The following is a 13592-nucleotide window of genomic DNA, read 5'->3' on the forward strand; positions in this document are numbered from 1 at the left end:
TGACTTGAACTTGACGGCTAATGGGGTTCCCAATGCCTTCTGCATAGGCCTAGAGGTGTTCGCGAAACCTGAGGCGTTTCAGAATTTTTTGCTAAAATGCCCTGTAGGCCCACTATCCAGCCGAGGAGAATACCGTGTCCGATCAAAAGCCTACACGCCCGGAGTGGGCTGCACGCACTACGCCACGTCTGCAAGGGAATGAGCACTGGTGGCCCGACCAGCTCACGCTCAACGTATTGCACCAGAAGCACCCCGACGCTAGCCCTTTCGGTACGGACTTTCGCTATGCCGAGGCCTTCTCGCAGCTTGATGTCGACGAACTCTCCGCCGACGTCGATGCGCTGATGACCGACTCGCAGGAGTGGTGGCCCGCCGACTGGGGCCACTACGGACCGTTCTTCATCCGGATGTCGTGGCACGCGGCCGGCACCTACCGAGCCCTTGATGGCCGCGGTGGTGGTGGCACCGGCGCGCAACGCTTCGCGCCGCTCAACAGCTGGCCCGACAATGGCAACCTGGACAAGGCGCGCCGGCTGCTGTGGCCGATCAAGAAGAAGTACGGCGAGAAGATCTCCTGGGCCGACCTGATGGTCTTCGCTGGCAACCGGGCGCTGGAGACGATGGGCTTTCGCACCTTCGGCTTCGGGTTCGGCCGTTCGGACATCTGGGCGCCCGAGGACGACATCTACTGGGGCCCGGAGACCGAGTGGCTCGCGACCGGTGATGAGCGCTACACCGGTACTTGGGAGGACGGCAGCCGCGTCCTCGACAACCCGCTCGCCGCGGTCCAGATGGGGCTGATCTACGTCAACCCCGAGGGCCCGAACGGCGTGCCGGACGCGGCGAAGTCCGCTCAGGATGTGCGCGAAACCTTCGCACGCATGGGGATGAACGACCGCGAGACCGTCGCCCTGACCGTTGGCGGTCACACCTTCGGCAAGATGCACGGCAACGGGCCGGCGGACGCCGTCGGCGAGGCGCCCGAGGGTTCGAAGGTCCACGAAATGGGGATCGGCTGGGCCAACAAGCACGAAACCGGCCTCGGTGAGTACACCATCACCTCCGGGCTCGAGGGGGCCTGGACCCCCACGCCGACCCAGTGGGACAACACCTACCTCGAGACGATTTTCGCCCACGAGTGGGAGGTCAAGAAGTCGCCGGCCGGCGCGAACCAGTGGGAGCCGGTTGAGGTCAAGGACGGGTTCTGGGTCCCCGACGCCCACGTCGCGGGCAAGAAGAACCCGCCGGCGATGACCGCTGCCGACATGGCGATGATCGTCGACCCGGCCTACCTGGAGATATCCAAGGAGTTCCGCGAGAACCCGGACGTCCTGGCCGACGAGTTCGCCCGTGCGTGGTACAAGCTGCTGCACCGCGACATGGGCCCACGCGCCCGCTACCTCGGCCCGCAGGTGCCCGATGAGGTGCTTGTCTGGCAGGACCCGGTACCCGAGCACGAGGGGCCGCTGGTCAGCGAGCAGCAGATCGCCACGCTCAAGCGGCAGATCGCCGACTCCGGCCTCACCGCCAAGCAACTGGTGGGCACCGCCTGGGCCTCGGCCTGCACCTACCGCCAGACCGACCACCGCGGCGGCGCCAACGGCGCGCGCATCCGTCTCGAACCGCAGGCCGGCTGGGACATCAACGTGCGCTCCGGCGTGCCCGAGGTGGTCGATCGGCTCGAACAGATCAAGAATGCCTCCGACGCGAACATCTCGCTGGCGGACATGATCGTGCTGGGCGGCAGCGTCGGGGTCGAGATGGCGACGAAGGCGGCCGGACACAACGTCACGGTGCCGTTCACCCCGGGCCGCACCGACGCGACGCAGGAGATGACCGAGGTTGATGCGCACGCCTATCTCGAGCCCAGGCACGATGCGTTCCGTAACTACATGCAACCTCAGGCGACGTCCATCCCGGCCGAGCATCTGATGATCGACCGGGCGTTCATGCTGAACCTCAGCGTACCGCAGATGACGGCGCTGCTCGGCGGCATGCGGGCTATCGGCGCCAACGTTGGCGACAGCAATGAGGGAATCCTCACCGACCGTCCCGGCCAGCTGACCAACGATTTCTTCATCAATCTCATCGACATGGGCACCGTCTGGGAGCCGATCGACGAGAGCGAGGAGCGCTTCGAGGGCCGGGACCGTGCGACGGGCGAGAAGAAGTGGACGGCGACCCGCGTCGATCTCGTCTACGGCTCCAACTCGCAGCTGCGCGCCATCGCGGAGGAGTATGCCGCAGACGGGGGCGAGGAGAGAATGATCGACCGCTTCGTCAAGGGCTGGGTGAAGGTCATGGAGAACGACCGCTTCGACCTGCACCGCTGAGTTTCGGGTCCCCGGCGGCGGGAGAGCGTAGCCCGCGGGTGAAATGAACCCCGAAGGTTGGATATCAGCCTTTGGGGTTTTTCGTGTTGTAGACCCAGATCAAGGGAAGCGGCGTACCACCGCATCATGCTTTCGTTGGCGTTGCTCTGAACGTAACGGTTGATTAGGGTTAACGAAAAGCCGCAAAAGACGGCTTACGTGACCAAGAAGACCGCAGGGGCTGCCGCACAAGGGATGATGCGATCATCATCAATGCTGCCAGGCAGGGGCGGTAGCGTCGCTGATATGCCTTTCGAGACTCAATCCAGTGGGCTGCGCACGCCGGCAAAGCTGTTGCCCAGCACATGTGTATAGATCTGCGTCGTCTCGACACTTCATACGGCCCAACAACTCCTGCACCGTACGAATATCCGTGCCATTACTCAGCAACTGCGTCGCGAAGCTATGCCGCAACGTATGGCAGGAGCCGGGGCGCTGTAGTGATGCTGCTCTCATGGCGTGCTTAACGGCCCTCTGTACCGCGGATGGATGGATATGATGAAGAACGACCTTGCCAGTATCATCGAAGCAGGGGCGGCTGGCCGGGAATAGCCATTGCCAAGCCAAAGAGGTTCCGGCGTTGGTATACTTCCGATCCAGGGCATGGGGCATCGTCACCGGTACACATTCATGTTGCAGGCGATATTCAAGCTGATGTTGGGCCGTGCTGATCTGTTGCTGCAACGAGGGAATACAGGTGGCCGGCAGCAAAGTAGTAAGGTCCTTATCGCCTTTGCCGGCTCTTATCATCAGGATCTGCCGGTCGAAGTCGATGTCCCGAACACGTAGGCGGCAAGTTTCGAGTACCCGGAGACCCGAGCCATACATCAAGGTGGCCATCAAATGCATAGGGCCTGACAGTTGATTCAGCACGCGCAACACCTCTGCATGGGATAGCACCACCGGTAGCCGGAGAGGGCGCTTGGCTCGCGAGAATGTGCCGATATCGCCCAAGGGCTGTTCGAGTACGTGACGATAAAGGAATACGAGGGCATTCAGGGCCTGGTTCTGCGTAGCTGCCGCCACATGACGATCTATCGCGAGGTGCTCGAGAAACGCCTGCACCTCTGAGGCTCTCATGCTGGCAGGGTGGCGCACGCCATTGAAGCGAATAAAATAGCGTATCCAGTAACAGTAGGTTTTCTCGGTCCGTGGGCTGTAGCGCTTCACACGCACGGCCGCCTTCACCCGGTCCATCAGCTTCGGTGGCCTACTGTGCACATTCATGCAACTACCCTTTTTTAATGTTTATGCATACGGTATTATTGGTGTCGGCAAAACGTGCAAGCACGCGATTCCTGCTTAGGTCGCCGAATTATGCTTAGGAATATGAAAAATCAATGAGATAGGTAGGAAATGGCACGCTAGATAACATTGTTAAAAGTGCATGCGCGTTCAAGTCAATAAACGAGCGCGCAGTCTAATACCTGTTATACTGATTGCCTGACATATCAATGAATTCCTCCAAACAGACAATCTCCAAAATACATTAATTATGCGACATGCGATCTCAATAGCTTTACTATCGCTGTTGGTTACCATAACTATGATCTCGTGCAACTCAATGCCTCTGGATCAGTATATAATAGATAAGAAAAATCAGGCCGGAATTATTGGGATACAGGCGGGGTACGTAGGTCCAGATGGAAATGAGTGGCACGGCAGTTACGGCTTCAGAAATTATAAAACAGGCGAAGCCGTCAATGATAGTACGCTCTTTATGATAGCCTCCTCTGCCAAACCTGTAACGGCATTGGCTATCTTAAAGCTACATGATGAGGGCAAGTTAAATTTAGACGATGACATCAACCGTTATATCCCCTTCTCCGTTGTCAATCCTCATAGTCCTAGTAACTCCATAACTTTTCGGATGCTTTTGTCCCACACCTCCACCATCCAGGACAACTGGGAGGTGCTTGATCCTCTTTATACCATTGAAGAAGGTGGTGATTCGCCGCTTGCACTTTCGGATTTTGTACAGGATTATCTCACTATATCGGGGGGTTATTATAATCCAAAGAAAAACTTTTACAAAGAAACTCCCGGACAATATTGGTCCTACAGCAATATGGGTTACGCACTGCTTGGGTATGCGGTCGAAGAGATTTCAGGATTGAGTTTTTCTGAATATATGAACCAGGAAATCTTCGAACCGCTGGAAATGATGAATTCATATTGGTTTCTCAGCAATATCCCTCACCAAAATATTGCGCGACCTCACCAGTTGCCCGATGAAGAGGATAAAGATATTACACCTAAAATGCTACCTCATTACGGTTATCCGAATTTTCCAGACGGACAGCTGCGAACAACTACGAAAGACTATCTGAAATTTATAAAACTCATTGTCGACGGTGGACGCATAAACGAAAATCAATTCATTTCTGAAGTCCTTATCAAGCAATATCACACGATTCAATATCCTTCGGTGCACCAGTACCAGGCGATATCGTTTAATTATAATGAATTCGAAGACTGGATGTATTATTTGTTCATGCGTCGCCTTCCATCTCATACCGGAGGTGATCCGGGAGTAGCTTCTGTGGTATCGTTTGATCCTGAGCAAAAAACGGCAGCAGTTGTTTTTGTAAACTCTCCCCCCAATACGTTCATAGGTGGAAAAACTTTTTATCTGGACTTGCCAAAGAGATTATTGAATGAAGCTGCAAAGTAGGGGCTTGCTGCTCTGAATATCGACATTCACTTTCCACGCCTAGTAGATGTCATAGCTTTTTTGAATATCTCCTCTTTATATTATGCATTCAGTTTTCTGATATTTATTATGTTAATCCATCCCACTACAAAAATCGAGGTATAACAAGCGCTTCAAGGGTGACAGGCCTCGCCCTCCCTTGCCCGATTCCAATATGGAGGGGCGACAGGCTGTCTCACAGATCGCTTCAGCATCGATGAAGTCGTTCTTGTTGCCTTTGACGAAGGGGCGTACGAACTGCGGGGAGATCAGCCTGATCTCATGCCCCATGGCGGCCAACTGTCGCGCCAGACAGTGGGCACCGGCGCAGGCTTCCATCACTACGGTACAGGCCGACAAGTTGCCAAGCCATCGCATCATCTGTTGGCGCGTGGCCTTCTTGCGGAGCACTTCCCGGCCCGCAGTATCCTGGCCGTGCAGGTGAAACGAATGTTTACCGAGATCAATACCCACCAGAGTGGCAGTAGTCATGACGATGGCCTCCTGAACAGAACACCCTACGAAGCGTAGTGCTCGCAGGGTGCGAGGGTGACCATCTCATTAGCCCCCGAGTCATCTGGCTCGGGGGCTTTTCGTTCCGGCGATGTTGTTACTTTGCGACCAACGCCACGCCCACCTTCGACCGATTTGGCCGCCCGATGGCCTGGGTAATCCATGTGCCGGTAGCGGCCAGCTTGTCGAGGTCGATGCCGGTCTCGATTCCCAGGCCGTCGAGCAGGTAGACCACGTCTTCACTCGCCACGTTGCCGGAGGCGCCCTTGGCGTAGGGGCAGCCCCCGAGGCCGGCGACGGCGCTGTCTATCACGCCGATGCCTTCTTCCAGTACGGCGTAGAGATTGGCCAGCGCCTGACCGTAGGTGTCGTGGAAGTGGGCGGCGAGCTTGTCCATGGGGATGTCACGGCTCACGGCTTCGATCATGCGCTTGGCCTTGAGAGGGGTGCCGGTGCCGATGGTGTCGCCGAGTGAGACTTCATAGCAGCCCATCTCATACAGCGCCTTGCTCACTTCGGCGACCTTTGCCGGGTCGATCTCGCCTTCATACGGGCAGCCGAGCACGCAGGAGACGTAGCCGCGTACGCGTACGTTGGCCTCGCGGGCGCGCTCCAGCACCGGCGCGAAGCGCTTGAGTGATTCCGCCACCGAGCAGTTGATGTTCTTCTGCGAGAAGGCCTCGGAGGCGGCACCGAATACCGCGACTTCCTCGACGCCGCATTCAAGCGCCGCTTCCAGCCCCTTAAGGTTGGGAGTGAGCGCGGCGTAGGTCACACCGTCGCGGCGCTTGAGGCGGGTCATCACGTCGCGATGGTCGGCCATCTGCGGTACCCACTTGGGCGAGACAAAGCTGGCGGCCTCGATGTAGCGAATGCCGGCCGCGCCCAGATGGTCGATCAGCTCAAGCTTAGTGGCCGTGGCGATCGGCTCGGGTTCGTTCTGCAGCCCATCACGAGGGCCGACTTCGACCAGGCGAACGGTTGTCGGGAATGCCATGGGTGCCTCCTGCGAGGTGGTTATCGACCAGCGGGCTGAGCTCCTAAACCACCCTGTTTGATATTGTCGGAAACTTATACAAGCGCAATGTCATTCCTTCTGCAGCCAGCCATTGATATACACCCGGTTGATAATGACCATCATCAAGACTGTGAGCGGCCCTGCGAGGAGTAGACCCAACAAGCCGCCGATCAGGCTTAGCCAGAACTGCACGACGATCAGCAGGGCGGGAGGGATCTGGACCGCCTTCTTCTGGATGTACGGCGTAATGAGGTAACTTTCAAAAAACTGCACCATGACAAACAGCATGGCGACGTACAAAAGCGCCGCATAGCCGACAGTGAAGCTCACCAGCAGGGCGGGAATGGCCGAGAGTATCGGGCCAAGGTAAGGGATGAAAGCAAGCGCCCCAGCCAATAACCCGAGGGAGAGGGCCAGGGGGATGCCGATGATCCAGAGGCCGACACCCGTTATCATGCCGATGACAAGCATCGATACGAGTCTTCCCAGCAACCACCAGCTCATCTTGTCGACAATGGCGGCCAATAGGTTTGAGGCAGCATCGCGATGCTTTGGGAAAACGAGCAGTACCAATCCACGACGGTATGTCCAGGGTTCGAAGGCCACGTATAGCCCGACGAAGAGGATGACGATCAGGTTGGCCAACGCCCCGAACGTGGTGGAAAATACTGACGTTACTCTGAAGATGAAATTGCCGAGCGCCCCTCGTATCGACTCACCGTCTTCCATCTGGCTGAGTAGCTGGTCCCCCATGGGCCAGTCACGAACGCGGCCTTCCAGCGCATCCAGCGACCCAGGAATAATCTGTGTGAACTGTTGGGATTGTTGGGCAATGTTTGACGAAAAGTTGAGGCCGAACAGTGTCGACAAGATAATGATGAGCAATAGCACAACGGCCAGGGCCCAACGATAGCTAAGGAAGCTGTGGCGATAAATAAAATTCGACGGTATGTACAAGAACAGGGCGAGCAATAGCCCAATCATGCTCATCAAGATGATTTCGAGCCCCGACCATACAAACCACACCAAAAGCATGACCGAGCCGACAATGCCGACGGCAATCCATACCTTGCGAGCGTAAACATTGTAGAGCGGATCTCTGCTGGGTGGCGGCATGACTCGCTCCTTTGAGGGTTAGATATTGCGTGGGCCTTACGACAGTCAGGACGCCGATCCTGGCGCTGGTTATAAGTTACTTCACTCCTTGATGGCGAATTCCAGCAGTACGTCGCCTTGGCCCACCGTATCGCCGGCCTGGAAGTGAAAGCTCTCGACGTGGCCATCGGCCGGGGCGCTCATGGTGTGCTCCATCTTCATGGCTTCCATGACCATCAGCGGGATGCCTTTCTCGACGTGCGCGCCGGGTTCGACCAACAGCGCCACCACCGTGCCGTGCATGGGCGCGGTGAGCGTCGATTCGGCTTCGTGGTGGCCGTGGTCGATGGCGTCGATACGCCGCCAGAACAGGCGCGTCTCGCCGCGCGGGTCAACCATGACGACAACGTTGCCGTCGCGTCGTGCCTGCAGGCGGCGGCGGTGGCCGTCGAGCGTGACCGCGACGGCGTCGCCGGCCAGCGGCTGGAGCGAGGCGGTCAGGGTCGCGTCGCCGATGGTCAGCGTCCAAAGCGCATCGTCACGCTCGCGAGCGCCTTCGACCACCACCACGGCCTCGGAATCGTCCTCGTCCTGGGCATACGCGGGGTCGCACAGGGCGATGCGGATGGTGTGCGGGGCGTTGAGGCGAAAGCCGTCGTGCCGGTCCCAGGGCGAATCGCTCTCGCACTCGTGGGCCAGCTGGTTGAGGCCGACCAGCGCGGCGCTGGCGTAGTCCTCGATACTGTACAGGCGCGGCGCGAACAGCGTGGCGTCGTGGCGCTCGATGAAGCGCGTGTCGAGTTCGGCGTCGCGAAAGCCCGGGTGGGTGGCGAGCCGTTGCAGGAAGGCGCGGTTGGTGACCACGCCCTGCACGTCGAGTGCCGCCAGCGCGCGGTTGAGGGTGGCCAGCGCCTGGGCGCGGTCGTCGCCATGGACGATCAGCTTGGCGAGCATCGGGTCGTAGTGCATCGACACCGCATCGCCGGTTTCCACACCGCTGTCCAGGCGCACGCGCTTTGGGTTCAGGCCGGCGCCCTCGAGGTCCATGGCGAAGCGGGTGAGCGTGCCGGTGGCGGGCAGGAAGTCGAGCTCGGGGTCCTCGGCGTAGAGGCGCGCCTCGAAGCTGTGGCCGGTGATGGTCAGCTCGTCCTGTGCCACGGGCAGTGTCTCGCCCATGGCCACGCGCAGCTGCCATTCGACCAGGTCCTGACCGGTGATCATTTCGGTGACCGGGTGCTCCACCTGCAAGCGGGTGTTCATCTCCATGAAGTAGAAAGAACCGTCCTGACCTTGTGAAAAGTCGAGAAGAAACTCGACGGTGCCGGCGCCCACGTAGCCAATCTCCTTGGCGGCGCGCACCGCGGCCTCGCCCATCTCGCGGCGAAGCGGAGCCGTCATGCCCGGGGCGGGGGCTTCTTCCAGCACTTTCTGATGACGGCGCTGCACGCTGCAGTCGCGCTCGAACAGGTAAACGCCGTTGCCGTGGCTATCGCAGAACACCTGCACCTCGACGTGGCGCGGCTGGGTCAGGTACTTCTCGATCAGCATGCGGGTATCGCCGAAGGCGGCCTGAGACTCGCGCCGGCAGCCGTCGAGCGCGGCCTGGAAGTTCTCACCACTTTCCACCACGCGCATACCCTTGCCGCCGCCGCCCCGGCTGGCCTTGAGCAGCACCGGGTAGCTGATCGTGTCGGCCTCGGCCTTGAGCCGGGCGTCGTCCTGGTCGTCGCCGTGGTAGCCCGGCACCAGCGGCACGCCGGCATTGGCCATGCGCGCCTTGGCGGCGGATTTGTCGCCCATCGCGGCGATGGCCGAGGCGGGCGGGCCGACGAAGACGATGCCGGCCTGGTCCAGGGCCTCGACGAAGGCGCCGTTCTCGGAGAGGAAGCCGTAGCCAGGGTGGATGGCCCCAGCGCCGGTGCGCTGGGCAGCGCTTACCACTGCGTCGATCTTGAGGTAGCTTTCACGGGCCGCGGCGGGGCCGATGCGCACGGCTTCGTCGGCCTGGCGCACGTGGCGGGCGCTGGCGTCGGCATCCGAGTACACGGCCACGGTGCGCAGGCCCATGGTGCGCGCGGTGCGCATCACCCGGCAGGCGATCTCGCCGCGGTTGGCGACCAGCAGGGTGTCAAACTTGTGTATGTCAGAGGTCATGAGCGGGGCTCCGCGTTCGAAGGGGAGTCGGGAGCCCAGGCGGGGCGACGTTTGTCGAAGAAGCTGGCGAGACCCTCTTGACCTTCATGGCTTACGCGCAGCTCGCTGATCACCCGACAGCTGTGGTCGCGGGTGAGATTGCTGTCGGGGTCACGCACCACCTCGGCGAGTAGTGCCTTGGTAGTCCGCTGGGCTTGGGGCGAGCCTGCAAGCAGCAGGCCGAGCATGGCCTCGATGGCGTCGTCGAGATCGTCATGGCCGAACACCTGATGGACCAGGCCCAGGGCCAGGGCGGTGGCAGCATCCATGACCTCGGTGGTCAGTGTGTAGCGGCGCATCTGGCGGACGCCGATGGCCCGCTGCACGTAGGGGCTGATCACCGCGGGCGACAGGCCGATCTTGACTTCCGAAAGGCAGAACCGCGCCTTCTCGGAGGCGATGACGATGTCGCAGCAGGCGGCCAGGCCCACGGCACCGCCGAAGGCCGCGCCCTGAACGCGACAGACGGTGGGGCAGGGCAGGGTGTCGAGGCCGTGCATCAGTGCCGAGAGTTTACGCGAATCCGCCAGGTTGTCCTCGAAGTTGTACTCGATCATGCGCTGCATCCACTTGAGGTCGGCGCCGGCGGAGAAGCTCTTGCCCGCGGAGCCGAGCACCACGGAGCGCACTTCACCCTTGTCGGCGGCGTCGTGCAGCCGCACGAGGTGAGCGTTGAGTTCAGCGATCAAATGGTCGTCGAAGGCGTTGTGGACCTCCGGTCGCTCGAGCGTCAGCCAGGCGACGCCACGAGAGTCGATATCGAGTCGGGAATATGTCTGTGTCATGTCGACCTCACATCCTGAACACACCAAATGTCGTAGCTTCGATTTCCGCGTTCATTGCCGCCGCCAGCGACAGCCCCAGCACGTCGCGGGTCTGGGCGGGGTCTATCACGCCGTCGTCCCACAGCCGCGCGCTGGCGTAGTAGGGATGGCCCTGATGCTCGTACTGCTCGCGGGTAGGAGCCTTGAAGGCTTCCTCGTCCGCCTTCGACCAGTCGCGGCCCTCGCGTTCGAACTGTTCGCGCTTGACCTGGGCGAGCACGCCCGCGGCCTGCTCGCCGCCCATCACCGAGATGCGTGCGTTGGGCCACATGAACAGCAGGTGGGGCTCGAAGGCGCGGCCGCACATCCCATAGTTGCCGGCGCCGAAACTGCCACCGATCAGCACGGTGAACTTGGGCACCTTGGCGCAGGCCACCGCGGTGACCAGCTTGGCGCCGTGCTTGGCGATGCCTTCGTGCTCGTACTTCGAGCCGACCATGAAGCCGGTGATGTTCTGCAGGAACACCAGCGGGATTTTCCTCTGCGCGCACAGCTCGATGAAGTGCGCGCCCTTGACCGCGGATTCCGAGAACAGCACGCCGTTATTGGCGACGATGCCCACCGGGTAGCCGTGAAGGTGCGCGAAGCCGGTGACCAGGGTGTCGCCGTAGTAGCGCTTGAACTCGTCGAAGTCGGAGTCGTCGACGATGCGCCCGATCACCTCGCGCGCGTCGTAGGGCTTCTTGAGGTCGGTGCCGACGATGCCGTAGAGCTCGCTCGGGTCGAGGCGCGGCGGTTTGGATGGCTGCATGGCCAGCTGGCCGCGCTTCTGCCAGTTGAGTCGCGACACGCAACCGCGCGCCAGTTGCAGGGCGTGGCCGTCGTTCTCGGCGTAGTGATCGACCACGCCGCTGAGCCTGGCGTGTACGTCGGCGCCGCCCAGGTCCTCGGCGCTGATGCTCTCGCCGGTCGCCGCCTTCACCAGTGGCGGGCCGCCCAGGAAGATCGTGCCCTGTTCCTTGACGATGATCGATTCATCGGCCATGGCCGGCACGTAGGCGCCGCCGGCGGTGCAGGAGCCCATCACCACGGCAATCTGCGGAATGCCTTCGGCGGAGAGGGTGGCCTGGTTGTAGAAGATGCGGCCGAAGTGGTCGCGATCGGGGAAGACGTCGTCTTGATAGGGCAGGTAGGCGCCGCCGGAGTCGACTAGATAGAGGCAGGGCAGGCGGTGCTTGCGGGCGATCTCCTGGGCGCGCAGGTGTTTCTTCACCGTCAGCGGGTAGTAGGTGCCGCCCTTGACCGTGGCGTCGTTGGCGACGATCACGCATTCCACCCCTGAGACGCGACCGATGCCGGTGATCACGCTGGCGGCGGGCACAGGGCTATCGTAGACCTCATGCGCGGCCAGGGCCGAGAACTCGAGAAACGGCGAACCCTCGTCGATCAGGTGATCGATGCGGTCGCGCACGAACAGCTTGCCGCGCGACTCGTGACGGGTGCGCGCCTTGTCACCACCGCCCTGGGCGATCACCGCGGTCAGCTCACGCAGTTTACTGACCTCGGCGCGCATCGACGCCTCGTTGGCCTGGAAGACCTCGCTGCGGGGGTTGATCTGGGTTTGCAGGATGCTCATTGAACGCTGCCTTTTACTTGGACTCGTTAAAGATCTCGCGGCCAATCAGCATGCGGCGAATCTCGCTGGTGCCGGCGCCGATCTCGTAGAGCTTGGCGTCGCGCAGCAGGCGCCCGGTCGGGTACTCGTTGATGTAGCCGTTGCCGCCGAGCAGCTGGATGGCGTCGAGCGCCACTTGGGTGGCCTTCTCGGAAGCATAGAGAATCACCCCGGCGGCGTCCTTGCGCGAGACCTGGCCGCGGTCGCAGGCGGCGGCCACGGCGTAGAGGTAGGCGCGGCAGGCGTTGAGAGTAGTCGCCATGTCGGCGACCTTGCCCTGCACCAGCTGGAATTCGCCGATGGGCTGGTCGAACTGCGTGCGCTCGTGCAGGTAGGGCACCACGACATCCATGGCGGCCTGCATGATGCCGATGGAGCCGGCGGCGAGCACGGTACGCTCGTAGTCCAGGCCGCTCATCAGCACGCGCACGCCCTTGCCGACTTCGCCGAGTACGTTCTCTTCCGGCACTTCACAGTCCTGAAACACCAATTCGCAGGTGTTGGAACCGCGCATGCCGAGCTTGTCGAGCTTCTGGGCGGTGGAGAAACCCGGAAAGTCCTTCTCGATGATGAAGGCGGTAATGCCCTTGGAGCCGGCCGCGGGGTCGGTCTTGGCGTAGACCACCAACACATGGGCATCGGGGCCGTTGGTGATCCACATCTTGTTGCCATTGAGCACGTAGCGGTCGCCGCGCTTTTCGGCCTTGAGCTTCATCGACACCACATCGGAGCCGGCGCCGGGCTCGGACATCGCCAGCGCGCCGACATGCTCGCCACTGATCAGCTTGGGCAGGTACTTGGCCTTTTGCTCGGCGGTGGCGTTGATGTTGAGCTGGTTGACGCAGAGGTTGGAGTGGGCGCCGTAGGAGAGGCCCACCGAGGCGCTGGCCCGGGAGATCTCCTCCAGCGCGATGCAGTGTGCCAGGTAGCCCATGCCGCTGCCGCCTTCCGCGTCCGGCACGGTAATGCCGAGCAGGCCCATGTCGCCGAACTTGCGCCAAAGATCGTTTGGGAATTCGTTCTTCTCGTCGATCTCGGCGGCGCGCGGGGCGATCTCGTCGCGGGCGAAGGAATTGACCTGATCGCGCAGCATGTTGAGCTCGTCATCGAGGCCGAAGTCGAGGGGCTGGTAGAGCGAATGCATGGCGGGCTCCCGTCATTTCAAATGAAGCGTCGGCCGTTTGGGCGGTGACGCAACAGGCAAACAGATGTCATCAAAATGGCAGATGGCACAAGACTATGCGAGGTTGACGTTAACGTAAAGTGCAGC

Annotated in this window: 9 protein-coding genes and 1 pseudogene; 2 read left to right on the forward strand and 8 right to left on the reverse strand. The window is 60.9% G+C overall.

Annotated elements, in window-relative coordinates:
* Positions 1–134 precede the first annotated feature (134 nt).
* Positions 135–2333 carry a catalase/peroxidase HPI gene (katG, locus tag KG088_RS01330; protein ID WP_213823681.1) on the forward strand — a complete coding sequence of 733 codons (2199 nt, stop codon included), beginning with the start codon at positions 135–137 and terminating at the stop codon, positions 2331–2333.
* A 249-nt stretch (positions 2334–2582) separates the two neighbouring features.
* Here katG and KG088_RS01335 read toward each other — a convergent pair whose 3' ends face one another.
* Complete coding sequence (locus KG088_RS01335; protein WP_250147989.1) at positions 2583–3599, reverse strand: integron integrase; 1017 nt, start codon at positions 3597–3599, stop codon at positions 2583–2585.
* A gap of 337 nt (positions 3600–3936) precedes the next feature.
* Here KG088_RS01335 and KG088_RS01340 point away from each other — a divergent pair, with 337 nt between their 5' ends.
* Positions 3937–5046 carry a serine hydrolase domain-containing protein gene (locus tag KG088_RS01340; RefSeq protein ID WP_213823682.1) on the forward strand — a complete coding sequence of 370 codons (1110 nt, stop codon included), beginning with the start codon at positions 3937–3939 and terminating at the stop codon, positions 5044–5046.
* A 192-nt stretch (positions 5047–5238) separates the two neighbouring features.
* On the opposite strand, the pseudogene KG088_RS01345 reads toward KG088_RS01340, so the two are convergent.
* The 7 genes and pseudogenes from KG088_RS01345 to KG088_RS01375 all read right to left on the reverse strand — a co-directional run.
* Positions 5239–5556 (reverse strand): annotated as a pseudogene (locus KG088_RS01345) (IS110 family transposase); the annotation flags it as partial.
* A gap of 118 nt (positions 5557–5674) precedes the next feature.
* Positions 5675–6574, reverse strand: coding sequence for a hydroxymethylglutaryl-CoA lyase (locus tag KG088_RS01350; RefSeq protein WP_213823683.1), 900 nt, complete (start codon positions 6572–6574; stop codon positions 5675–5677).
* 90 nt (positions 6575–6664) lie between these two features.
* Complete coding sequence (locus tag KG088_RS01355; RefSeq protein WP_213823684.1) at positions 6665–7711, reverse strand: AI-2E family transporter; 1047 nt, start codon at positions 7709–7711, stop codon at positions 6665–6667.
* Between the two features lie 81 nt (positions 7712–7792).
* The gene (locus tag KG088_RS01360; protein WP_213823685.1) at positions 7793–9844 is read right to left on the reverse strand and encodes an acetyl/propionyl/methylcrotonyl-CoA carboxylase subunit alpha; all 2052 of its coding nucleotides are present in this window, start codon (positions 9842–9844) and stop codon (positions 7793–7795) included.
* On the reverse strand, positions 9841–10668 hold the full coding sequence (locus tag KG088_RS01365; RefSeq protein ID WP_213823686.1) for an enoyl-CoA hydratase-related protein: 828 nt from the start codon (positions 10666–10668) through the stop codon (positions 9841–9843). Before KG088_RS01365 ends, KG088_RS01360 begins: the two co-directional genes overlap by 4 nt.
* A 7-nt stretch (positions 10669–10675) precedes the next feature.
* A complete protein-coding gene (locus KG088_RS01370) occupies positions 10676–12283 on the reverse strand; it encodes a carboxyl transferase domain-containing protein (RefSeq protein ID WP_213823687.1) in 1608 nt (535 codons plus the stop codon).
* Between the two features lie 13 nt (positions 12284–12296).
* Positions 12297–13466 carry an isovaleryl-CoA dehydrogenase gene (locus KG088_RS01375; RefSeq protein ID WP_213823688.1) on the reverse strand — a complete coding sequence of 390 codons (1170 nt, stop codon included), beginning with the start codon at positions 13464–13466 and terminating at the stop codon, positions 12297–12299.
* Positions 13467–13592: the final 126 nt, after the last annotated feature.

Origin of the sequence: Halomonas jincaotanensis, assembly GCF_018448785.1 — a bacterium.
Classification (GTDB): Bacteria; Pseudomonadota; Gammaproteobacteria; order Pseudomonadales; family Halomonadaceae; genus Halomonas; species Halomonas jincaotanensis.

Coding starts and splice junctions, on each gene's coding strand:
- KG088_RS01355 (WP_213823684.1), bottom strand. CDS start 7,711: ATGCCGCCACCCAGCAGAGATCCGCTCTACAATGTTTACGCTCGCAAG.
- KG088_RS01375 (WP_213823688.1), bottom strand. CDS start 13,466: ATGCATTCGCTCTACCAGCCCCTCGACTTCGGCCTCGATGACGAGCTC.
- KG088_RS01350 (WP_213823683.1), bottom strand. CDS start 6,574: ATGGCATTCCCGACAACCGTTCGCCTGGTCGAAGTCGGCCCTCGTGAT.
- KG088_RS01335 (WP_250147989.1), bottom strand. CDS start 3,599: ATGAATGTGCACAGTAGGCCACCGAAGCTGATGGACCGGGTGAAGGCG.
- KG088_RS01370 (WP_213823687.1), bottom strand. CDS start 12,283: ATGAGCATCCTGCAAACCCAGATCAACCCCCGCAGCGAGGTCTTCCAG.
- KG088_RS01360 (WP_213823685.1), bottom strand. CDS start 9,844: ATGACCTCTGACATACACAAGTTTGACACCCTGCTGGTCGCCAACCGC.
- KG088_RS01365 (WP_213823686.1), bottom strand. CDS start 10,668: ATGACACAGACATATTCCCGACTCGATATCGACTCTCGTGGCGTCGCC.
- KG088_RS01340 (WP_213823682.1), top strand. CDS start 3,937: ATGCCTCTGGATCAGTATATAATAGATAAGAAAAATCAGGCCGGAATT.